The 23,186-nt window shown below is 70.2% G+C and carries 18 protein-coding genes; 8 read left to right on the top strand and 10 right to left on the bottom strand.

Translation table 11 applies throughout. The annotated features are described in order from the left end of the window. Positions 1-321: 321 nt before the first annotated feature. Genes PUT80_RS35920 through benA form a run of 4 tightly spaced genes read right to left on the bottom strand, consistent with a single transcriptional unit; the run spans position 322 to position 7,363 of the window. Positions 322-2,955, bottom strand: a complete 2,634-nt coding sequence (locus tag PUT80_RS35920) for a LuxR C-terminal-related transcriptional regulator (protein ID WP_275294798.1) — start codon at positions 2,953-2,955, stop codon at positions 322-324. Positions 2,956-2,984: 29 nt separating this feature from the next. Then, complete coding sequence (gene benC, locus PUT80_RS35925) at positions 2,985-5,474, bottom strand: benzoate 1,2-dioxygenase electron transfer component BenC (RefSeq protein WP_275294799.1); 2,490 nt, start codon at positions 5,472-5,474, stop codon at positions 2,985-2,987. Between the two features lie 12 nt (positions 5,475-5,486). After that, on the bottom strand, positions 5,487-5,996 hold the full coding sequence (benB, locus tag PUT80_RS35930; protein WP_275294800.1) for a benzoate 1,2-dioxygenase small subunit: 510 nt from the start codon (positions 5,994-5,996) through the stop codon (positions 5,487-5,489). Next, positions 5,993-7,363 carry a benzoate 1,2-dioxygenase large subunit gene (benA, locus tag PUT80_RS35935; protein ID WP_275294801.1) on the bottom strand — a complete coding sequence of 457 codons (1,371 nt, stop codon included), beginning with the start codon at positions 7,361-7,363 and terminating at the stop codon, positions 5,993-5,995. The genes benB and benA overlap by 4 nt, the downstream gene beginning before the upstream one ends. A gap of 229 nt (positions 7,364-7,592) precedes the next feature. Here benA and PUT80_RS35940 point away from each other — a divergent pair, with 229 nt between their 5' ends. From PUT80_RS35940 to catC, 4 genes are read left to right on the top strand one after another with little or no spacing between them, the layout of a single operon-like run. Further along, positions 7,593-8,501 carry a LysR substrate-binding domain-containing protein gene (locus PUT80_RS35940; protein ID WP_275294802.1) on the top strand — a complete coding sequence of 303 codons (909 nt, stop codon included), beginning with the start codon at positions 7,593-7,595 and terminating at the stop codon, positions 8,499-8,501. Beyond that, positions 8,498-9,601, top strand: coding sequence for an enolase C-terminal domain-like protein (locus tag PUT80_RS35945; protein ID WP_037812318.1), 1,104 nt, complete (start codon positions 8,498-8,500; stop codon positions 9,599-9,601). The genes PUT80_RS35940 and PUT80_RS35945 overlap by 4 nt, the downstream gene beginning before the upstream one ends. A gap of 32 nt (positions 9,602-9,633) precedes the next feature. Next, complete coding sequence (gene catA / locus PUT80_RS35950; RefSeq protein WP_037812320.1) at positions 9,634-10,476, top strand: catechol 1,2-dioxygenase; 843 nt, start codon at positions 9,634-9,636, stop codon at positions 10,474-10,476. Positions 10,477-10,491: 15 nt separating this feature from the next. Next, a complete protein-coding gene (gene catC, locus PUT80_RS35955) occupies positions 10,492-10,770 on the top strand; it encodes a muconolactone Delta-isomerase (RefSeq protein ID WP_037812322.1) in 279 nt (92 codons plus the stop codon). A 1-nt stretch (position 10,771) separates the two neighbouring features. Here the strand turns inward: catC and PUT80_RS35960 are convergent, their stop codons facing one another. The 6 genes from PUT80_RS35960 to PUT80_RS35985 form a co-directional block, all read right to left on the bottom strand. After that, the gene (locus PUT80_RS35960; RefSeq protein WP_275294803.1) at positions 10,772-11,389 is read right to left on the bottom strand and encodes an ABC transporter ATP-binding protein; all 618 of its coding nucleotides are present in this window, start codon (positions 11,387-11,389) and stop codon (positions 10,772-10,774) included. Then, positions 11,386-12,048 carry an ABC transporter ATP-binding protein gene (locus PUT80_RS35965; protein WP_240691275.1) on the bottom strand — a complete coding sequence of 221 codons (663 nt, stop codon included), beginning with the start codon at positions 12,046-12,048 and terminating at the stop codon, positions 11,386-11,388. Before PUT80_RS35965 ends, PUT80_RS35960 begins: the two co-directional genes overlap by 4 nt. Next, positions 12,035-14,686, bottom strand: coding sequence for an ABC transporter permease (locus PUT80_RS35970; protein WP_275294804.1), 2,652 nt, complete (start codon positions 14,684-14,686; stop codon positions 12,035-12,037). The genes PUT80_RS35965 and PUT80_RS35970 overlap by 14 nt, the downstream gene beginning before the upstream one ends. A gap of 79 nt (positions 14,687-14,765) precedes the next feature. Then, complete coding sequence (locus PUT80_RS35975; protein WP_238605485.1) at positions 14,766-15,560, bottom strand: crotonase/enoyl-CoA hydratase family protein; 795 nt, start codon at positions 15,558-15,560, stop codon at positions 14,766-14,768. Then, positions 15,550-15,969, bottom strand: coding sequence for an OB-fold domain-containing protein (locus tag PUT80_RS35980; protein WP_134667710.1), 420 nt, complete (start codon positions 15,967-15,969; stop codon positions 15,550-15,552). Before PUT80_RS35980 ends, PUT80_RS35975 begins: the two co-directional genes overlap by 11 nt. Beyond that, positions 15,966-17,150: a thiolase family protein gene (locus PUT80_RS35985; RefSeq protein WP_043835779.1), complete on the bottom strand. Its 1,185-nt coding sequence runs from the start codon at positions 17,148-17,150 to the stop codon at positions 15,966-15,968. The genes PUT80_RS35980 and PUT80_RS35985 overlap by 4 nt, the downstream gene beginning before the upstream one ends. A gap of 218 nt (positions 17,151-17,368) precedes the next feature. On the opposite strand from PUT80_RS35985, the gene PUT80_RS35990 reads away from it, so the two are divergent. From PUT80_RS35990 to PUT80_RS36005, 4 genes are all read left to right on the top strand, one after another. Next, on the top strand, positions 17,369-18,430 hold the full coding sequence (locus PUT80_RS35990) for an acyl-CoA dehydrogenase family protein (RefSeq protein WP_275294805.1): 1,062 nt from the start codon (positions 17,369-17,371) through the stop codon (positions 18,428-18,430). 2 nt (positions 18,431-18,432) lie between these two features. Beyond that, a complete protein-coding gene (locus PUT80_RS35995; RefSeq protein WP_275294806.1) occupies positions 18,433-19,614 on the top strand; it encodes an acyl-CoA dehydrogenase family protein in 1,182 nt (393 codons plus the stop codon). 21 nt (positions 19,615-19,635) lie between these two features. Next, positions 19,636-22,011, top strand: coding sequence for a CoA transferase (locus PUT80_RS36000; protein ID WP_275294807.1), 2,376 nt, complete (start codon positions 19,636-19,638; stop codon positions 22,009-22,011). A gap of 239 nt (positions 22,012-22,250) precedes the next feature. Beyond that, a complete protein-coding gene (locus PUT80_RS36005) occupies positions 22,251-23,177 on the top strand; it encodes a LysR family transcriptional regulator (protein ID WP_275294808.1) in 927 nt (308 codons plus the stop codon). Positions 23,178-23,186: the final 9 nt, after the last annotated feature.

The raw sequence follows: 23,186 nt of genomic DNA on the forward strand, positions 1-23,186 counted from the left end.
GCACCCGCTCCTGGACCACCCGACACCAAGCCAGGCAAGCGGTTTTCGCCTACCTCGCCTACTACAACCACCACCGCCTGCACTCCACCCTCGACTACCGCACACCCCACGAAACCCGCCTGAACTATCATCACCACCACGCCCACGCGGCATAAACCCGGTGACCGGCACCCGGGGGAAACCTCAGTGCTGACGGTTCGGGGTGGCTTGTCAAGGCATCTTTCCCGCCTTGACAAGCACCCACCGCCCGTCAGCACAATTGGGCTTCGGGGTGCCCCACGCAACCAAGGACCGATGTCGCCGCCAGGCGACGAGAAAGGACTACCCCTCCTCCCCAGACCGCAACACAGCCAACTCAGTCCGCCCCCGAATCCCCAGCTTCGCGTAAATCCGCGTCAAGTGATACTGCACAGTCTTCACCGACAAAAACAACTCCGCAGCCACCTCCCGATTCGACTGCCCCCGAGCCACCATCCGCGCCACCGCTTCCTCCTGCGGCGTCAAGGAATCCACCCCACCCCGCGGCAAATGCACCCCACCGGCCCGCAACTCCCGCTCACACCGAGCCACATACGTAACCGCCCCCAAAGAAGCGAACCCGTCCCGAGCAGCAACCAGTTGCGTATCCGCCCGAGCCCGCCGACCTAACCGCCGCAACGTCTGTCCGTATGCGAACGCGATCCGAGCCTGGTCATACCGCAACGGCAACCCCGAAATCATCTCCACCGCAGCATCAAACGCCGCCACCGCCCCGACATGATCATTCCGCGCCCCCAGCAACCGCCCCCGCGCAGCAGCAAGCCGAGCCCGAGCCGAAGCATGCTCCCGCTTCCCCGCAGCCCGCTCATGCGGAGCAAAAAACGCATCCGCCTCGTCAGACCGTCCACTAAGGACCAAGGCATGCGCGTACAGATCATGCCAAGGCCAATGCCCCGGCTCATCCACCGAAGCAGGCAACGACAACCGCGTCAACGGATGCAACGCCCGCAAAACCCCAGCAGAATCCGCGGCCGCCTCCGCAACTTGCGCCCGAGCCAGCAAAGCAGGAATCCGCATGATCTCGTAATCCTGCGGCCCGGAAGCACAAGCCAGCAACGCCTCCTCCGCCCGCGCCTGATCCCCGCGCAACGCGTGCACCGCGGCGGAAGTCCAATGCAGCAAAGGCGCGGTAAGCACAATTCCCGTCCGGTCCACCAGCACAAGCGCTTCCCGAACCACCCGCAGAGCGTCGTCCCATTCTCCGCTCAGGAACAATGTCCGCGCCAGCCAAGCCTGCGCCCACAAGGAAATCCGCGCCGAACCGCCTAAATAACTAGTGGGCACAGCACTTTCCAGATCCACTCGCGCGTCGTCGATCCGATCGGTGAGCAGATTCAGCCATCCCCGCGCCATCACGATCCGCTGCGCCTGCGCGCCATGCCGGATCCGCTCAGCCAATTGTGTGTAATCCCGCCGAGCCTGCTTGGCCCGCCCCGAAGCAGCGAGCCCGAGACCCCGGATCGCCGCCGCCTCCACCGCGGCCGGAGTCTCCGGCACCGCCAGTTCAAGAGCCCGATCCGCCCACCGCACGAGGTCCTCCGCCGAGTACCGGCAAAGCGCGTCAAGCACGTACCGCTGACATATCAACGCGGCCGTCTCCGGATCCCGCGAGGCGTTGACGATATCCCACGCCCGGCTCAGCCGTCCGCCAGCTTCCGCGGCTCGACCCCGCACCACCGCCAGATAACCCAGCACCGCGTCCCGCAGCGGCGTCTCGCGCACGCTCTCGACTTCCGGAGCCAGCGCAGCCGCCCGGAACACATCGCCAGCACCGATCAGCGCATCGACAGCCCGGGTGATCCGGGCCTGGCGCAGCTCGGCATCCTCGGTAAGCCGCCCGGCGTCATTGAGCAGCACCGCGGCCGTCCCCCACGCCCCGGCCGCGGCCCGCTCGACCGCCAGCGCGTCGAGCCGATCCGCGACACTCGCGTCCGGCACCGGGCTGGCTGCGACCAGCAATCGCAAGCTCCGCGCCGGATCCTCGACCAGTTCCGCCGCCCGCCGCTGCAGCTTCGACCGTCGTTCCGGACCCAGCCCGGCGAGCACCGCCGCGCGAACCATCGGATCCGGCGGCCCCACCTCGGCGAGTCCGCGCGGCGCGAGTTCGACCAGCCGCGCCGCACACGCCTCGTCCAGCACCGGCAACGGATCGCCGTCGAGATCGGCCAGCGACGCCACCGACCGCACCGCCGCACCAGTGCCGAGCACCGCGGCGGCCGCGACAAACCGTTCCGCCGCAGGGGAAAGCCGCGAGACCCGTTCGCGGACCGAAGCGGCGACCGCGGCCGGTGCGGGCAGATTCGGATCGAACCCCGCCCACGTCGTACGCGGAACTTCGGTCAGCAGCTGCACGACATTGCGCGGCCGGCCAAGAGTGTGGCGGCACAATCGTTCAGCCATCGTCGGGTGCAAGGCGATGCCGCGCGCCGAGGCCAATTCGGACACTTCCGCGGCGTCAAGCGGCGGAACGCGCACCTCGTCGCCGGACATCCGGGCAAGCAGCTCCAGAACGTCCGCACGAGCGCGAGAATCGCCGGTCGCGACAGTGAGCAGGACCGTCGCCCGCGTCGCCGGATGGCGTCGCAGCAACGACGACAGCGTCCGCACGGAGTCCACATCGGCCAGTTGCGCGTCGTCGATCACCAGCAACGTCCCGGGCACCAACTCCGCCGCGATCCGTCCGGCAAGCGGCAGCGGCCCGCCATCGGTCGACAGGTCCGGGAACAGCTGCCGCAGTACGGCGAACGCGCTGTCGCTCTCCCATTCGGCCGCGGTCGCCAGGAGCACCGGTCCGGGGAACGCGTCGGCGGCCCGCCGCGCCAGCGTGGTGCGCCCGGACCCGGCCGGACCGCACAGCAGCACGGCGCGTCCTGCCCGGGACAGCAGGCCGGCCAGCTCCTCCGCCGCGGTCGTCACGGTCCTCCCCGCTTCGCCGAATGCCTCCGTCAGCCGGGATCGCCCCCGGCCACGGGCAGGACGGTGCCGGTGACGTACGAGGCCTCGTCCGAGGCCAGGAACGCGATCGCCGCGGCCTGCTCGTCCAGGGTGCCGTACCGCTTGAGCAATGACGACCCGACAGTCTGGTCGATGTGCGCCTGGAACCACTCTCGTTCCTGGTCGGTGGCCGGATCGGGGCCGCCGCGCGGGATCCGCCGCGGCGGGGCCTCGGTGCCGCCCGGCGCGGTCGCGACCACGCGGATGCCCGCGTCGGCGTATTCGAACGCCAGCGACGCGGTCAGTGCGTTGATCCCGCCCTTCGCCGCCGAATACGGGATCCGGTGGATGCCCCGGGTGGCCGCCGACGACACGTTCACGATCACCCCGCCGCCCCGCTGCGCCATCGACGGCAGCGCGGCCCGGCAGGAGAACAGCGTGGTCAGCAAGGACCGGCGCAGTTCGGCCTCGATCTCGTCCGGGCCGAACTCGGTGAACGGCTTGAACCGCAGCGCGCCGCCGACGTTGTTCACCAGCACGTCGATCCGGCCGAACCGGGCCAGCGCGGCTTCCGCGACCGCCTGCGCGCCCGCCCAGGTCTCCAGGTCCGCGACCACCGCGGCGGCCTCGGGCAGCTCGTCGGCAAGCCCGCTGACCAGGCCGGACCGGTCGGCGAGCACCAGCGCGCCGCCCTCCGCGGCGATCCGCCGGGCGGTCGCCTCGCCGATCCCCTGCGCGGCCCCGGTGACCACCACGACCTTGCCCGCGAACCGCCCCGGCGACAGGAATTTCGGTCCCGCCGCCGCGCCGCCCATCGCCCGCCGGGTGGTGACCTTCGACCGTTCCGCGTGCTCGGCGACCAGCCTTCGCGCGGTCGCCCGGTCCCCAGATTCGAACGCGGCGACCAGGTCCAGGTGGTCTTGCGTGCATCGCGGATGGCACCAGGTCGCGTTGCGCAGCGTCTCGGCCATGTGGCCCTTCACGCCGAGCGCCTGATATGCCTGCAGCAGGTGCTCGTTGCCGGTGAGCGTGAACAGGTAGTCGTGGAACGCCGCGTTGGTTTCGGTGTAGGCGGCGGCGTCCAGGAACCGGTCACCGTCCACATAGGGCACGGTCGACTCGGCGAGCAGCCGGTACCCGGCGAGCTGGCCCGAGGTCAGCCGTCCGATGGTCAGTTCGAGCGCACCCAGTTCAAGGGCTTGCCTGGCCTCGAAAACGGCGTCCGATTCGTGCACCGACGGGTGTTCCTCGCCGATTTCGTACTCGCCCGGCGTTTCCTCGGCCGCAGGCAGCATTTCCTGGCCCGCGATCGTGCGCGCGACTCGCGCTTCTTCCGCCGCGGACAACACCGCTCCGGCCCGCAGCGGGGCCAATTCGACCTCCGGGAACAGCTCCTGCCCGGCCAGCGCGCGGCCCGCGACGAACTCCAGCTCCGGTTCAGGTTCCGGCAGTGCCGCGACAACCGGCTCGACTGGGATCTCAGGCGCCCGGACTGGCGCCGCCAGCGCGAACTTCTCGTAGTAGAACCCGGTCGGCTCGAACCCGGCGGACGCGAAATGCCCGCGCACCGCCTCCACCATCGGCGGCGGGCCGCACAGGTACACCGCGACATCCCCGCCGTGCAGGTGCTCGTCCCGGATCAGCGTGGTCACGTAACCCTTGTTCGGCGCGGCGCTCCCCGGATCCGACACGCAGTAGTCCCAGGTCAGGCCCGGAACCTCGGCGGCGAGCTTGTCCAGCGTCGCGGTCTCGACCAGGTCGTCGTCGGTGCTGACGCCGTACACGAGATGCGCCGGCCGGGTCACGCCGGAATCGCGCATAGTGCGCACAATGGACAGGATCGGCGCGAGCCCGGTGCCTCCGGCCAGCAGCAGCACCGGCCGGTCCGTCTCGCGCAGGAAGAAACTCCCGTGCGGGCCGGTGAAAGTCAGTTCGTCGCCGGATTTCGCCCGCCCGGTCAGGTAATCCGACATGACGCCGCCCGGGCTGAGCTTCACCAGAAAGGTCAGCCGCTTGTCGTCAGGCGCGTTGCTGAACGAATACGACCGCGTCACCTCGGTCCCCGGGACAGTGATGTTCACGTACTGGCCCGGCAGAAACGCGAGCCGGTCCCGATCGCTGATCTCGACGGTCAGCGACATCGTCGTCGGCGAAAGCCGTTCCAGCGCGACGAGAGTTCCGTGATGCTCGGCGGCCTGCGTCTTCGCGACCGCCGACGTGCTCGCGATCTGCAGCACCAGATCGGACTTCGGCTTCATGCTGCACGGCAGGACATAGCCGCGCTCCGCCTCGTCCGCGCTCAACGCGTCTTCGAGATAAGACCCGCCCTCGTACTCCCCCGATTCGCAGAACGCCTTGCAGGTTCCGCACGCGCCGTCGCGGCAGTCGAGCGGAATGTTGATGCGCTGCCGGTACGACGCGTCCGCGACCGTCTGGTCCGCCGCACAGGTGACGAAGCGAGTGACGCCGTCCTCAAAGGACAGAGCGATCCGGTGGTTCATGACCGCCTCCGCTCAGAAGTGGTACACGTCGACGACGTGGTGGATGTAATCGTTCTTGAGCACCACGGTCTTCCGCCGGATCAGCGGCGACGGACCGGAAAAATCGACGGTGTAGAACGAAGTCCCGTAATACGGGTCGACCGTGTTGTACCGGAAATACATCGTGTGCCAGTTGAACCGCACGTCCACCAGATCGCCGTGCCGCTCGATCAGTTCGACGTTGGCGATGTTGTGGCTCGTCCGCGGTTCCGGAAGGGACGTCGCGCTCGAGCGTTCGGTGCGGATCCGGAACACCCGGTCCTCGAGCCCGCCCTTGTTCGGGTAGTAGATCAGCGAAATGTCGCGCTGCGGGTCCTCGGTGAGCAGATCGTCGTCGCCCCAGGAAGGCATCCAGTACACGACGTCGTCGGCGTAGCAGTCCAGCCACTTCTCGAACTCGCGGTCGTCCAGGTACCGCGCCTCGCGGTAGAGGAACTGTTCGACGTCGTGCTGGGTGATGGTCTTCTCGGCGGCGGCGGTCATCGGGCTTCTCCTCGAACGGCCTGCTCGCGGGCGATCGCCGCGCGCATGGTTTCCTGCCAATACCCGTGCTGCACCGGATAAAGGCCCTCGTCCTCGTTCTTCTGCCCGGCCGACACGACCCCGTCCAGCCCCAGCGACGACGCGACCTCGTCCGGTCCGGTGAGCCAGTGCCGCGCGCCGCGGCTCATGTCGTTCCACGGCGCGGCCGTCGCGCGGAAGGTGAGCTGGCAGGACCGGAATTCCTCCAGGTCGTCCGGCGTCGCCATGCCGGAGGCGTTGAAGAAGTCCTCGTACTGCCGGATCCGCCACGCCCGCGATTCGGCGCTCTCGCCCTTCGGCGCGATGCAGTAAATGGTGACCTCGGTCTTGTCCGGCGCGATCGGGCGGAAATGCCGGATCTGCGTCGAGAACTGGTCCATCAGGTACACGTTGGGATACACGCAGAGGTTCCGGGAGCCGCGCACCATGAACTCGCCCTTGGCGTCGCCGTAGCGCTCCTTCAGCTCCGCCATCCGCGGCCACAGCGGCCGGTCCTGCGGATTGCCCGCCCAGGTCCACAGGCACAGGTGCCCGTGCGGGAACGACCAGTAGCCGCCGCCGGACTTGCCCCACGACCCGGCGTCGAGGGTCTTGGTGTCGTTCGCCGATTCGCCGGTGTTGCGCCGGGCCGTGGTGGCCGCGTAATTCCAGTGCGTCGCGGTGACGTGGTAGCCGTCCGCGCCGTTTTCCGCCTGGACCTTCCAGTTGCCGTCGTAGGTATACGTGGAGGCCCCGCGCAGTACTTCAAGCCCCTCCGGCGACTGGTCCACGAGCATGTCGATCACCTTCGTGGCGTCGCCGAGATGCTCGGTCAGCGGCAGCACGTCCGGGTTGAGGCTGCCGAACAGGAACCCGCGGTAGGACTCGAAGCGGGCGACCTTCGTCAGGTCGTGCGAACCGCCGGTGTCGAACGACTCCGGGTAGCCGGCGCCGTCCGGGTCCTTGACCTTGAGCAGCTTGCCGTCGTTGCGGAAAGTCCAGCCGTGGAACGGGCAGGTCAGCGTCGGCCGGTTGTCGCGTTTGCGCCGGCAGATCATCGCGCCGCGGTGCGCGCACGCGTTGATCAGGCAGTGCAGTTCGCCTGCCTTGTCCCGGGTGACGACGACGGGCTGGCGGCCGATCGTGGTGGTGAAGTAGTCGCCGGGGTTCGGCAGCTGGCTCTCGTGCGCGAGGTAGATCCAGTTGCCCTCGAAGATGTGCTTCATCTCGAGTTCGAAGATCTCCTCGTCGGTGAAGATCCGGCGGTTCGCGCGGTAGACGCCCGCCTCCGGGTCCTCCACCACGGCGTCCGCGACTACGGAAGCGGCGTGGTCCAGCGTCTCGGTCATGACTCCTCCAACGGGCCTCTGATCTGCACTGATCGGCTCCTGAGCAGGGCGTTTACCGCACTGTGCCAGCCCGTGGCCGCCGCCACACCAGGGCAAGACCCAGTCCTGACCTAGGGTGTGATTATTCGATTCCGTTTATCAATCGCACGTAAATCGCTCCTTGTCTTCACTCAATGCCGGAACTTACGGTGAGCGGGACCACGCGAGGAGCCGGTGAGGAGGCAGCCCGATGGAACTGCGCCACCTGCGGTACTTCGCCGCCGTCGCCGAGACCTGCCACTTCGGCCGCGCCGCCGAACGCCTGCACCTCGCCCAGCCCGCGCTTTCCCACGCGATCCGGCAGCTGGAGGACGAGCTCGGCGTCGCCCTGCTCAGCCGCACGACGCGGCAGGTGCAGGTCACCCCGGCGGGCCGGTTCTTCCTGGCCGAGGCCCAGCGGATCCTGGACGCCGTCGAGGCGGGCGCGCGCGGAGCCCGGCGCATCGCCGACGGCCGCCGCGGCCTCGCCCGGATCGGCTTCACCGGCACCGCCGCGCTGTCGCACCTGCCGCAGGTCGCCCGCGCGCTGCAGCACCGGCTGCCCGAGGTCGAACTCGAGGTGCACGCCGACCTGCTCACCGGCGAGCAGTGCGAACAGCTGCGCGACGGCACCCTCGACATCGGCGTGCTGCGTCCGCCGGTCACCGACGGAGACCTCGACCTGCGCATCGTCGAGACCGAGCCGCTCGTGCTCGCCGTCCCGGCCGACCACCGGCTCGCGGTGGAACCGGTCGTGGCGATGAGCGATCTGCGCGCCGAAGCTTTCGTCACCTATCCGGCCAGCTATTCCGTCGTCAACGAAGCGGTCCTGCGCAGTTGCCGCGACGCCGGATTCACCCCGCAACGCGAGCACGAAGCGGCCGGCACCGCGGTGCTGCTCGCGCTCGTCGCCGGCGGTCTCGGCGTCGGCGTCGTCCCCGCGTCCGCGCGGGCGCTGCCGCTGGCCGGGGTCGTGTTCCGCGACCTCGCCGGGGCGGCCACCGTCCAGCTCGCGCTCGCCTGGCACCGCGACCGGGCCTCGGCACTGGTCCCGGCCGTGCTCGACGCGCTCGGCGAGCTGTTCCCCGTCGAAGTGCCCGTGTCAGGGAGGACACGATGAAGATCACCCGGGTGGAGGCGATCCCGTTCGCCATCCCCTACCGCAAACCGCTGCGTTTCGCTTCCGGCGAAGTGCACACGGCCGAGCACGTGCTGGTCCGCGTGCACACCGACGACGGCGTGGTCGGCGTTGCCGAGGCACCGCCCCGGCCGTTCACCTACGGCGAGACGCAAGCCGGGATCGTGGCCGTCATCGAGACCGTGTTCGCCCCTCAGGTAGTGGGCCTGAGCCTGCTCGAACGCGAGACCGTGCACGCGCGGCTCGGGCGCACGGTCGGCAACCCGGCCGCGAAGTCCGCTGTGGACATGGCGATCTGGGACGCGCTCGGGCAAAGCCTCGACGTCTCGGTCACCGAACTGCTCGGCGGCTACACCGACCGCATGAAGGTGTCGCACATGCTCGGCTTCGACGAGCCTGCCGCGATGGTCGCCGAGGCGGAACGGATTCGCGACAGCTACGGCATCACGACGTTCAAAGTGAAGGTCGGCCGCCGTCCGGTTTCCCTCGACACCGCGGTGGTCCGCGCGTTGCGGGAGCGCTTCGGCGCCGAGGTCGACCTGTACGTGGACGGCAACCGGGGCTGGACGGCCGCGGAATCCGCCCGTGCGATGCGGGAAATGGCCGACCTCGACCTGCTGTACGCCGAGGAACTGTGCCCCGCCGACGACGTGCTCGGCCGCCGCTGGCTCGTGTCGCAATTGGACGTTCCGTTCATCGCCGACGAATCCGCGGTGACCCCGGCCGACGTGACCCGCGAGATCCTCGGCGGGTCGGCCACCGCGATCAGCATCAAGACCGCCCGCACCGGCTTCACGCGTTCGCAGCGCACGCACCACCTCGCGGAGGGCCTCGGGCTGGAAGTCGTGATGGGCAACCAGATCGACGGCCAGATCGGTTCACTGTGCACTGTCGCGTTCGGATCGGCGTACGAGCTGACGTCGCGCCGTCCCGGCGAACTGTCCAACTTCCTCGACATGACCGACGACCTGCTCGCCGAACCGCTGTGCATCGCGGACGGCGAACTGGTCATCCGCCCCGGCGCCGGCCTCGGCGCCGCACTCGACCCCGGCAAGCTCCGGCACTACCGGCAAGACCGCTGAGCCGGAAACCCCCGATGGATCAAGGAGGATTCATGACTGCCACGCATTCCCCCACCGCCGCCGCGTCCGGAGCCAACGCCACCGAACGGTTCAAGAGCGACAAGCTCGCCGGCGTCGCGGGCACCCCGAAGGAACGGGTCAGCCTGCTCGCCCGCGAGGTGCTGGAGGCCGTGCACGCGACCATCCGCAAGCACAAGGTGACCTACGAGGAGTACAACGCCCTCAAATCGTGGCTGATCAGCGTCGGCGAGGACGGCGAATGGCCGCTGTTCCTGGACGTCTGGGTCGAGCATGTCGTCGAGGACGTCGCCACCGAGCACCGCAAGGGCAACAAGGGCACCATCGAAGGCCCCTACTACGTGCCGGACGCCCCCGAGCAGGGCGCGCGCGGTTCGGTTCCCTCGCGCGAAAACGAGCCGGGCACGCCGCTCACCTGGACCGGACAGGTCACCTCGACCACCGGCGCGGCACTGGGCGGCGCGAAGGTCGAACTGTGGCACGCGGACGCGGACGGGCTGTACTCGCAGTTCGCGCCGGACATCCCGGAGTGGAACCTGCGCGGCACCTTCACCACCGACGACGAGGGCCGCTTCGAAATCCACACCGTGCGGCCCGCGCCGTACCAGATCCCGACCGACGGCGCCTGCGGCAAACTGATCGCGGCGGCGGGCTGGCACGCGTGGCGTCCGGCGCACCTGCACGTCAAGGTGTCCGCGCCGGGCCACGAACTGCTCACCGCGCAGCTGTACTTCCCGGGCGACGAGCACAACGACGACGACATCGCGTCCGCGGTGAAGCCGGAACTGCTGCTCGACCCGAAGCCCGCGGACAACGGCGAGACGATCGAGTACAACTTCGTCCTCGACCCGGCCTGATTCGATCGGAGAACCATGCTTTACCACGTGCGGATGGACGTCCGCATTCCCCCGGACCTGGACCCGGCGGTCCGCGACGCCCTCATCGCGCGCGAGAAGGAGTACAGCCAGCAGCTGCAGCGCAGCGGGAAATGGCCGCACATCTGGCGGATCGCCGGGGAGTACGCGAACTACTCGGTGCTGGACGTCGCCGACCACGACGAGCTGCACCAGATCCTGTCGAACCTGCCGCTGTTCCCGTACATGGACATCCAGGTGACCGCGCTCGCGCGGCATCCGTCCAAAGTGGACTGACTCACTCGCCGACCGTCACCACCCGGTCCGCGTGCCCGGCCAGCAGCGGATCGTGGGACGCCACCACAACCGCCGTCCCGCGATCCGCTGCCCGGCGCAAAGCCGTCAGCACCATCTCGGCGTGCGCACGGTCCTGATGCGACGTCGGCTCGTCCGCCAGCAGCACCAGCGGACCCGCCGCCAAAGCCCGCGCCACCGCGCCCCGTTGCTGCTCCCCGCGCGAAACCTCGCCCGGCAGCCGATCCGCCAGCTTCGCGAGGTCCAGGGTTTCCAGCAGTTTCGACTGATCCGGCGGCTCCACCGCGGTCCGCGCGGCGAACGCCAGGTTGTCCGCGACCGTCAACTCCTCGAAGAGCGCGATCGACTGCGGCACGAAAGCCAGCGCGTGCCACGGCTGTTCCGAAACCGGCAGGTCCGGCATCGGCGGATGCGCGGTGACGGTCCCGCTGTCCGGCTTGTCCCAGCCGCCCGCGATCATCAGCAGCGTGCTTTTCCCCGAGCCCGACGGACCGGTCAGCGCGACCAGTTCGCCCGCCGCCAGCTCCAGGCTCGTGTGCCGCAGCACCGGCATCCCGCCGTGCGAACGGCTTACGTCGGACACGCTGAGCAGCGCACTCACCGGACTCTCCCGTCCACCAGCTCCACCACATCGTCCGCCGCCTCGGCCAGCACCGGGTCGTGCGTCGCGACCACCACGGTCTGCCCCGACTCCGCCAGCGCGCGAAAAGCCTCCGCCACCAACCCGGCCGACGAACGGTCCAACTGCGCAGTCGGCTCGTCCGCCAGCACCGCATCCGGGTCGCCAACCGCAGCGAAGGCCAGCGCGGTTCGTTGCTGCTCACCGCCGGAAAGCTGACGCGGGCGGTGGCCTCGGCGGTGGTCCAGACCCAGCCGCTCCAGCAAGGCCAGGGAAAGTCCCGTGCCGCGCATTTTCGCGGCCAGCTCCAGATGTTCTTGCACTGTCAGGTAATCCAGCAGATTGTCGACGGGATTCTGGAAGACGTAACCGATCCGCCGTCGCCGCACCGCCCGGCGCGCTCGCGCGGACAACGCGGTGACGTCGGTGCCGCCGACCTCCACTCGGCCCTCGTCCGGTCGTTCCAGGCACGCCAAGAGACGCAGCAAGGTCGATTTGCCGGAGCCAGAGGGGCCGACCAGCGCGGTGATCCGGCCGTGTGCGGCGGCGATCGACACCTCGTGCAGAGCGGTCAGCGAACGACCGGCGGTGCGATAGCTGTGCGTCAAACCGGTACCCCGGACAGCATCAGGCAGTGTCACGCAACACCTCCGAAGGCAGTGCCCGCGCAGCCGCGCGTTGGGCCGCATAAGTAACGACAAGCGCGACGACCACCGCCGCGAGCAGCAATTGCCCACCCGGTCCCCACGGCACTGGGATCACGGTGCCAGGCGGCGTCGCCGGATCGAGGTCGTAACCCTCGTAAGTCACCGAGACCGCGACGGCCGCGAACCCGACGCCCAAAGCGAATCCGGCCGCCAGCAACCCGCCGACTTCGTACGCAAGCGCTCGCCAATGCGCGCCCGAGGTGATGCCCATCCGTCGCAAGAGGACATACGCTCCGCGGCGCGCGCGAGCCCGGGCGTTGAGATACAACAACAGTCCAACTAGGACTACGACACCGACCAAAGCGGACACTGCGGTCAAGAACGCGAAGGTGTAAGTGACTCCGCCGTACACGCCGTGCGCGGTGACGTCGGTCGCGCGGCTCACTGTCCCGGCAGGAACCCCGGCTTTGCCCAGTTCCGGCAGCACTTGCGCTGGATCGCCGCGCGCCCACAGCTCGCGGTGCACGCTCTCTCCGGCGAACTTGGCGAGAATGTCCTTGCGCAGCAGCAATTCCGGGAACCCGGCGCTCTTCCCGGGCAGCTGCGCCACCGTGATGACGCGCAACGGCAGGTCTTTGCCGCCGATGCTCAGCGTCGCCTGCGCGGGTGCGTCCGGGACTCCGGCGATGATGCCGACCGCATTGTCGCCGGACAGCTCGTCCAGCAGCTCCGGCAGGGTCGGCCCGCTGAGGTGGTCGTCCCAGAACGCGGCTGAGCCGAACGTCGCCGGGTCGACGCCGAGCACGTTCACCGTCTTGCTGCCCAGGTATGCCGAGTCGTAGCGGTCGACCAGCGCGGCTTGCCCGGCGAGGCCGGGCGGGATCGCGGCGGGGCCGGTCAGATGCACCACGACGTCCGAGCCGACCACGAGCTGTCCCTCGTCGGCGAGCGTGCGCTGGACGGAACTGGTGACGGTGGTCGCGAAAATCGACAGCGCCACCGGTACCGCGGTTGCTCCGACCAGCACGGCTGCCGCCGCGGGGGCCGAAGCCAGCCGTCGCCAGGCCAGGAACGCCACCGCGCGTTCCCGCCGCACCGCTCGCACGCGCGGCAGGGTCAGCCGCACGACCCGGGTCACCAGCATCGCCAGGCCCAGCACCAGCAGCAACGGCACGACGATCAGCCGCGGCGGGATCCGCGCGACCGAGCCCGCCTGGCCGAGCCCGGTCTGCGTGCCGTCGCCGAGCGCGAAGTAGCAGACCACCGCGGCGACCAGCGGGAGGATTTCCCACGGCAGATGCCGGATCCGCGACGTGCGCGCGTCGAACATCGCCCGCGTGCGCAAGACGACCGACCCGGCGATCCCGGCGAGCGTCGCCAGGAACGCCACCGCCGCGCCGCCGATCGAAAAGCCGAGCGCGGACGACGTCACCAGCGGGCTCGGCCCCAGCGCGCTCACCAGCCCGCGCGCGGCGAACCAGCCGCCGACCGTGCCGAGCAGTGCGATGGAACCCAGCTCCAGCAACGCTTTTCCGGCCAGCGCACCCGGCCCCGCCCCGCGCGCGGACAGCACCGCCAGCTCGGCCCGGCGGCGTTCGACCCAGAACGACCCGACCGTCGCCGAAATGACCAGCCCGGTCAGCGACCCGGCGACGCCGATCGGCACGACCGTCGCGGCGAGCGAGGATTCGACCTGGTCCGCGCGGTCCGCGATGCCGCCCAGCGACGACGTGAACTGCATCCGGCCGCGCTGCGCGAACAGTTCGGGAGTGTTTTCGGTGCGCTCGCGCACCCGTTCCAGCCCGGCGATCGTGTCGGGTGCGTTCGCGGTGGTCAGCCCGTTCTGGTCGACCGAGGCTTCGAGCATGCTGCCGACGCCCGAATCGGCCGGGGTCAGCCCGAACAGCGCGTCCCGCGACACGAATCCCACCGGGAAGACCGGAGCCTCGCTCAGCGGATTCGGCCGGTACAGCGGCTGCAGATGGCACCAGAACGGCTGGTCGGGCAGCTCGCGCAGGTCGCGGTACACCGCGGCGACCGGCATCGTCGCCACCGGCGCTCCCGGCGGCACCCCGGTCCGCGGGCTCCAGCCGCCCTGGATCGCCACCTGGTCGCCCGCGTGCAGCCCGCGCGCCCGCGCGAACTGGCTCGGCACCCAGATCCCCTGGCCCTTGCCGCCTTCCAGCACCTGCAGGTGCGCGGCGAAATCGTCCTGGGCGACCAGCCACATCGCGGACTGCTCGGGGTTCGGCGAGCCCGGCCGGACCGGGTTGACCTTCGCGCTGCTGGTCAGCGTCGACCGCACGCCGGACAGCCGCGGCACCTCGCGAGCCGCGTCCCGGGCGACGGCGAGCCGGGCGTCGTCGAGCGCCTTCCCGGTCGGTCCGGTCGCGCCCGGGTACGGCTGGGACATCGGCAGCCCGCCGGACCACTCCGCGCCGACCGCCCACTGGCACGCCCGGCTCATCTGGTCGTGCAGCGTCGCGTTCCCGGCCGACGACAGGAACAACGCCACTGCCGCCGCGGGCAACGCGACGAGCACCGCCGCCGCGATCGCCGCCACGACGACCGCTGGTTGCCGCCACCCCGTTTTCGGCGCCCGCGTCCACGGCGTCGCCCCCCACCCGCGCATCTGCCGAGTCTGCCACGATCTCGACCCCGGCGGGTGCCGGTCGATGCGCACAGAGCGCGTTTTCCCGAGTACAGAACGCTTACTTGGCCTGCCAGACCGGCGCGCGCTTCTCGACGAACGCCAGGGTTCCCTCGCGGACGTCCTCGCTCGTCATGACCCCGACGGCGTTCTCCCGAGTGTTGTCCCAGTCGCTGTCGTCGGCCGCGATCGCACCGTCCACAATGCCCAGTGCAACGCGTTTGCTGGCCTGCACCGCGAGCGGCGCGTTCGCGGCGATCTTCTCCGCCAGCGCCAGCGCCTCGGTCAGCACGCCGGCGTCCGGGACGACGTGGTTCACCAGCCCCAGCGCCGCCGCGCGGGCGGCGTCCAGGGGTTCGCCGGTGAACATCATCTCCATCGCGATCTTCTGCGGGATCTGCCGCGGCAGCCGGAACACCCCGCCCGCCGCGGCGAACAGGCCGCGTTTCACCTCGGGCAGCCCGAATTTCGCCGATTCGGCCGCCACCACCAGGTCGCTGGCCAGCGCGAGTTCGGTACCGCCGCCGAGGGCGAATCCGTTCACCGCCGCGATCGTCGGCTTGGAAATCGGGTGCCGCACGTAGCCGGCGAAGCCCCACTCCTCGTGCCCGGGCGCGGCGAGCGATTCGCCCCGCGACACGGCTTTCAGGTCGGCGCCGGCGCAGAACGCGCGCTCCCCCGCGCCGGTCAGCACGACGACGCGCGTTTCCGGGTCCTGTTCGGCCCGGTCCAGCGCGGTGCCGACGAGTTCGCTCAACTCGGCGTTGACCGCGTTCATCGCGTGCGGCCGGTTGAGCGTGACGACCAGGACGTGTCCGCGCTGTTCGACAAGCGCGGCCGGGGCGTCAGCGGGCATGACCGTCCTCCTCCGCCGGTGCGAAGACCGGCACCTTCTCGTGGTCAGATTCGGGACCGGAGGGCACGAACACTGCCCGCACCGGCAGCTGCCAGAGGTCCGCGTCCGGGTCGGCGTCGAGCCGGCACCACCACCACGGTCCCTCGGCCAGCTCCACGATGCCGACGACCACGCGCTCCGGCTCGCCGCCGTCGCGCGCCCGCTTGTGCACCACCGACCACGACACCACCGTGCCGGTTCCGGCGGCGGCCGTCCACTCCAGATCGTCGTCGGGGTCCGGGACCGTGCGCGGGTCCAGGTACTCGCCGGTACCGCGCCGCCGCAGCAGCCGGAACTCGCCGGCCGCGGTGCCGTCGAAGAACGCCGCGGACTCCTCGTCGCGGGCGACTGGGTTGATCCGCACTGTCATGCCTCCGTTCCGAGCACGAGCGTGCTGTGGTGGTCCAGAATGCCGCCGTTGCCCGAAACCAGCACGGTGTCGTGCTTCGGCACCTGGCGTTCGCCGCCCTGGCCGCGGGCCTGGATGATCGCCTCGGACAGCGGCGTCATGCCCCACAGGTAGTAGGACGACAGCTGGCCGCCGCCGGTGTTGACCGCGAGCTTGCCGTCCGGGCCGAGCATGCCCGGCGTCGCGACGAACTCGCCGCCTTCGCCCTTGCCGCAGAACCCGTAGTCCTCGAGGGTGAGCAGAGCGGTGAAGGTGTAGCAGTCGTAGATCTCGGCGACGTCGATGTCCTCGATGGTCACTCCGGCCATCTCCATCGCCGCCGGGCCGGACTGCGCCGCACCGCTCACGAGACCGAGATTGTCGTTGCGGCGGAAGGAATTGCCCGGGTGCGCTTGTCCCCAGCCCAGCACCTGCACCGCGGGCTGGGCGAGTTCTTTCGCCCGCTCGGCCGACGTCACGATCACGGCCGCGCCGCCGTTCGACACCAGGCAGCAGTCCAGCAGGTGGAACGGTTCCGCGATGAACCGCGACGCTTGATGGTCCGCCAGAGTGATCGGATCCCGCAGCTGTGCCAGCGGGTTCTTCGCCGCCCACGCGCGCTGCGCGACCGCGATCGCGCCGAGCTGCTCGCTCGTGGTGCCGTAAGTCTTCATGTGCCGTCGCGCGGCGAGCGCGTAGAAGGAGTTCGGCCCGGCGAAACCGCTGGAGCCCAGCAGGCTTCCCCAGCCGGTCGGGGTCGTGCGCCGTCCGCCGTAGGCCGCGCCGGTCGCTTTGCCCTCCTTGAGCGGCGCGTCGGCGAACACGCAGGCCACGGTGTCGGCCATGCCCGCTTCGACGGCCATCGCGGCGTACTGCACCATCGCGCCCGCCGTCGAGCCGAACGCCTGCATCTGGGTGAACAGGCGCAGGTCGCGCAGTCCCAAGTCGACTTGCAGGCTGAGGTCCACGCCGGGCGTCGTGCCGGCGGACACCAGCAGCCCGTCGATGTCGGACAGCCCGATCCCGGCGTCCGCGGCTGCCCGCCGGACGGCCTGCGCGGCGAACTGCCGCGCGCTCGGACCGTAGACTTTGCCCAGCTCAGTGAGCCCGAGACCGGCGATTGCCGCCCTCCGGCGCGCCGGGGTCTCCCGCCTGCTCGTCATCATCGCACTCCGTTCCCGACCGGTGGTCGCACCTCCACGTTCGCATCCCGCTGACGCGGCGTAAACGACCGGTCGGGACACCGGCAGATGTGCGCCCGCGACACGTGCGCCGATGTCGCTCCCGGAAACCTGCCGGTGTCGGAATCCGTGATGTACATCGCGGATTTCCCCGCCCAGCATGGGAATCGAGACCCGACGACGGGAAAGGCGGTCCGGCGATGGCGATCAGCGCCGCGGAAACCGAACAGCTGCGGGAGGCGGTGCGCGACCTGCTCGCGGACCGCTGCACGGAGTCCGACGTACGCCGCGTGATGGCGAGCGACTCCGGTTACGACCCGCAGCTGTGGAAACAACTGGCCGAACTGGGATTGCCCGGCCTGCTGATCGCGACGGAATACGGCGGAGTCGGCCTGGGCGCGGAAGAACTCGAAGCGGTGTCGGAGGAAATCGGGGCGGCGCTGCTGCCGTCGCCGTTCCTGTCCAGCGCGGTGCTGACGTCGACGCTCATCGACGCCGCCGGGTCCGAAGAGGACAAACGCCGTCTGTTGCCCGCGCTGGCCGACGGGTCGTCGATCGGGACCGTCGCCGTCAGCGCCGCTTGGACGCCCGAAAGCGTTGCGGTGCAAGCAAACGGAACTCTCACCGGGACCACGCCGTATGTGACCTTCGGCCAGGTTGCCGACGTCATTCTCGTGGTGGCTCGCACCGGCGACGACATCGGCGTCTTCGAGGTCGCACCCGACGCCTCCGGTTTCACTCGCACCGCGGAATCGGTATTCGACCCGACCGTGCGGCTGTCCCAGTTCACCTTCGCTGATACACCAGCGCGACGAATTGGTACTGCAGGCTGGGAAGCCGTGCAGAAAGCCTTGGACGTCAGCGTGATCGCACTCGCCGGAGAACAAGCAGGCGGTGCCCGGAAGATTTTCGAAACGACCGTCGACTACCTCAACACCCGCGTCCAGTTCGGCCGCGCGATCGGCAGTTTCCAGGCGATGAAGCACCTCGCCGCGGACCGGCTCCTGGACGTCGAATCCGCGACGTCGGCCGCCCGGCACGCCGCGGCCGACGGCAGCCCGGGTGCGATCGCGCTCGCCGGGTTCGCCTGCGCGGAAGCGTACGAAACCGTTGCCCTGTCGGCGATCCAGATGCACGGCGGGATCGGTTTCACCTGGGAACACCCGGCGCACCTGTACCTGCGCCGCGCCCGCTCCGGCGCACAGCTGTTCGGCGGTTCGCGGCTGCACCGGGAGCGCTACCTCGCCTCGAAGGGGGCCTGACCATGATCACCATCGATCAACTCCGCGAAGAAGTCCGCGCGTGGCTCGCCGCCGAATGGACCGGGCTCGCCCCGGCCGAGGATCGCTGGAGCACCACCCCGGAACGCATTGCGTGGCTGGAAAAGGTCGTCGCCGCCGGGTACGCCGTGCCGACCTGGCCGGTCGAATGGTCCGGCCGCGCCTACCCGGCCGAACTGGCCGACGTGATCGCGGCGGAGTTCGACGCCGTCGACGCGCCCGGCGCCCGTCAGGACAAATACAGCATCCCGGCCAACACCGTCCTCGCGTTCGGCACCGAGAAACTCAAGCACGACCTGCTGCACGACGTCCTCACCGAACGCTCCCGGACCTGCCTGTTCTACAGCGAACCCGGCGCGGGCTCGGACCTCGCCGGCGTGCGCACCACCGCGGTCCGCGACGGCGACCGCTGGATCGTCAACGGCCAGAAAGTCTGGACGTCCGGCGCGAAAACCGCGGACTACGCGCTGCTGATCGCGCGGACCGACTGGGACGTCCCGAAGCACAAGGGCCTCAGCTACTTCGTCGTGCCGATGCACCAGCCCGGCGTCGACATCCGGCCGCTGGTGCAGATCACCGGCGAAGCGCACTTCAACGAGGTGTTCCTGACCGACGTCGAAATCCCGGCGGACTATCTGGTCGGCGAAGAGGGCAAGGGCTGGCGCGTGCTGCAGACCGCGCTGGCGTACGAACGCTCGATCATGGGCGACGGCGCGCGGGCCTCGCGACACGGATCGATCGCCGACGACCTCGTCGAACTGGCGCGGGAACGCGGCCGCCTCGCCGACCCGGTCATCCGCGACAACCTGGCCACCGTGCTCGCGTTGCGCGAACTCAACGCGCTGAACAACGCCCGGGCGAAAGCCGCGGCCGAACAGGGCACGTCGAGTTCGGTGATGTCGCTGGGAAAGCTCGCGATGTCCGGCATCCTGCACGCCGAAGGGCGGCTGCGCACCGACATCGCCGGTCCGGAAACGCTGCTCGCCGGGGACGAGAACCCGGTCGCCGACGACGTGAACTTCCTGGCGCTCAACGCGTTCTTCACCTCCATCGGCGGCGGCACCGACCAGATCCAGCGCACGATCATCGCCGAACGCGTCCTCGGGCTTCCCAAGGAACCCGAGATCGACCGCGACCTGCCCTTCCGCGCCGTCCGCCGCAGCTGAGCCCCGAGGAGGCTGGTTCCCTTGCCCGACACCTACGACCCGCCGCTGTCCGGGGTCCGCGTGCTCGATCTGTCGTCCGGCCCGATGACCGCGGCCGCACGGCTGCTGGCCGATCTCGGCGCGCGCGTCACCCGGGTCGTCCTGCCCGGCGTCACCGACGAACGCACCACCGGACCGGTCGTCGACGGCGTCGCGATCGGCACCGCGATCGACCGGCACGGCTTCGCCCACGCCGCCGCCGAACCCGGCTCGCACGGCTGGGAACAGCTGCTGGCCGACGCCGACCTGCTGATCGAGACCACTCCGCCCGGTTCGCGCGCCGAAGAACTGCTCGACGTCCCCAGCCTGCGCACCCGGCATCCCGCGCTGGTCGTCCTGTCGATCAGCGACTTCGGCCGCGCCACGACCCGGCGGCACTGGCAGGCCACCACGCCGGTGTTCCACGCGCTGACCGGCGAACTCTCCCGGTCCGGCATCCCCGGCCGCGCGCCGCTGCTGCCGCCCGGCGAACTGCCCTACCACGTCGCCGCCGCGCAAGCCGCGTTCCAGGCGGTGAGCCTGTACCTGGACCGGCTGCGCACCGGACGCGGCGACCGCATCGACTTCGCCGTCATCGAAGGGGCGATGCAGGCGCTGGACCCGGCGTTCGGCATGGTCGGCAGCGCGGCCGCCGGGGTGCCGTTGAGCGACCTTCCGCGCGGACGCACCGAAGAACGCCACCGGTACCCGATTTTCCCGTGCCAGGACGGGTACATCCGGATCTGCCTGCTGTCGCGGCGGCAATGGCGCGGGATGTTCGAGTGGATGGGCAGCCCGGCCGAATTCGCCGATCCGAAGTACGACCAGGTGCGCGAACGCTACGCGTCGCCGGACCTGCTGCCCGCGATCGGCCGCTTCTTCGCCGATCAGACCCGCGCCGCGCTGGAGTGCGAGGGCCAGCGCCACGGCGTGCCGACCGCTGCGGTGCTCACGCTCGCCGAAGCCCTGCACACCGACCAGCTCGCCGCACGCGGGTTCTTCCGCGACACCGAACTGTCCCCCGGACTCGTCGCACCGGTCCCGGCCGGAATCACCGAGATCGACGGACACCGCGCCGTCGCCGGCCCCGACACCGGCGCACGCGTCACCGCCGCGCCGATCCTCGCGGGACGCTCCCGGCGCGGCGAAGGACGTCCGCTGGAGGGAATCCGGGTCCTGGACCTCGGCGTGATCGTGGTCGGCGGCGACACCGGACGGCTCTTCGGCGACCTCGGCGCGGACGTCATCAAGATCGAGAACTCGGCTTTCCCGGACGGTTCCCGCGCCGCGCTGCCCGGCCTGATGTCGCACGGTTTCGCCGCCGGCCATCGCAACAAGCGCGCCATCGGCGTCAATCTGCGCGATCCGGAAGGCCAAGCACTGGTGCGACGATTGGTCGCGCAGTCGGACGTCGTGCTGACCAACTTCAAGCCCGGCGTCATCACCTCGCTCGGGCTCGACCGGGCCGCGCTGGCCGAGGTGAACCCGGGCATCGTCGTCGTGGACAGCTCCGCCTTCGGCCCGACCGGCCCGTGGGCCGCCCGGCTCGGGTACGGCCCGCTGGTGCGCGCCGCGACCGGACTCACCAGCGAGTGGATCTATCCGGGCGAACCGGGCACGTTCAGTGACGCCGTCACGGTCTATCCGGACCACGTGTGCGCCCGGATCGGCGCGCTGGCCGCGCTGGCCCTGCTCGTCCGGCGCGAACGCGACGGCGAGGGCGGGTCGGTGAGCGTCGCGCAATCCGAGGTGATGCTGAGCCACTTCGCGGACCGGATCGCCGCCGAAGACCTAGCCCGCCGGGGACACCACCTGACCGAACCGGCCCACGACGCGCCGTGGGGCGTGTTCCCGACCGCCGGCGACGACGACTGGCTCGCCGTCACGGTACGGAACGACGCGGATTGGGGTGCGTTGTGCTCGGTGCTGGACCGCCCTGACCTGGCTGCCGACCCCGGTCTGGCCACCCGCTCCGGCCGCGCCGCTTCCCGGACTCGGATCGACGCGGCGGTGACCAACTGGACGGAGCGGCATTCCCCGTTCGAGGCGATGGATCTGCTGCAGGCCGCCGGTGTTCCGGCCGGGGCGATGCTGCGGGCGGGTGATCTGCCGGAGTGGGAGCAGTACCGGGAGCGGCGGGTGTTTCGGGAGGAGCTGCATCCGTGCGCGGAGGAGCCGTACGTGCTGGAGAACGTGCAGATCCATGCCGCGCATGTCGCTGACCCGCCGACGGGGCAGGCGCCGTTGCTGGGCGAGCAGACGTTCGAGATCGCGGCGGAACTGCTCGGGTTGGGGGTCGCGGAGACGGCTGGGCTAGTCGCTCGCGGGGTGCTCGAGGCGCCTGAGGAGCAGGGCGGGCAGGCTACTCGCGCTGGGTGATTTTCGGCGGGCGCGGCATTCGCGGGGCGTTGGCACCGGGCGAGCTTCGGAACGGACATTTTCCTTCCCGTGAAGTCTCTTCCGCTGCCTCCCCGATCCCGTCACCGGAGGACGCGGCGGGGCCGGGCGGCAATGCCCGCGCCGTCTGGCAGCTCCCGGAAACCCGCCCGGCGCCCCGCCGAACTCCGCCGCCCGCCGTATGATCGCCGCAACCCGCTCGCCTCGCTGGACATTGGACGATGGAGATCGATTTCACCCGGCTGAAGTACTTCGTCGCGGTCGCCGACGAACTGCACTTCAAGCGCGCGGCGGACCGGCTGCGGATCACCCCTCCGCCGCTCAGCAAGCAGATCAAGCTGCTCGAACGCGAGCTCGGCGGGCCGCTGTTCGAGCGGCACTACCACGAGGTCCGGCTCACCCCGCTCGGCCAGGCGCTGCTCGGCCCGGCGCGGGCGATCCTGCGCCAGGTCGACGACCTGAAGGACCTCGCGGCCGGAGTTCTCGAGGACGGCACGCCGATCCGGGTCGGGGCCACCGCGTACGCGCCGTCGGATCTGCTCGAGGACCTGGAAACCGCGGTCGGCGGGCTGGCCGCTCCGGCGACGTTCGAGGTCGCCGGCTCCGCCGCCGAGGTCACCGCGAAACTCGTGTCCGGGCATCTGGAGCTCGGGCTGATCCACCTGTCGGTCGAGGATCAGCGGCTGCGCGCCCGCACCGTCGCCGAGTACCAGGGCGCGATCGCGGTCCGCGCGGACGATCCGCTCGCCTGCCGCGACCTCGTGCACATCGAGGAACTGCGCGACCGCGAGGTGGTCATCGACTTCGCCCGGCCGAACCCGGTCATCCTCGCCGCGCTGACCAGGAGACTCGCCAAACGCGGCGTCCGGAACATCGTGCGCGCGGTCAGCGGGCGCGGCGGCGAGCTCGAAATGGCCGCGCAGGTGTTCAACCGGCGGCTGGTCGCGCTCGTGTCCTACGCGCCGGCGTCGTTCATCGGCCGGATGTTCTCGCCGCCGGAGTTCAAGCTGGTCCGGATCGACGAGGACGGCTGGGAACCGAGCAGGCTCGCGCTCGCCTGGGCCGCCGACCGCGCCGCCGGGCCGCCCCGTCCGGCCGACCTCGCCGAGGCCCTTTCCGCGAAACTGGGCCCGATCCGCCGCGGCTGAGCCGGATCG

Origin of the sequence: Amycolatopsis sp. La24 (assembly GCF_029087445.1) — a bacterium.
In the GTDB taxonomy this organism is placed as follows: domain Bacteria; phylum Actinomycetota; class Actinomycetes; order Mycobacteriales; family Pseudonocardiaceae; genus Amycolatopsis; species Amycolatopsis nivea.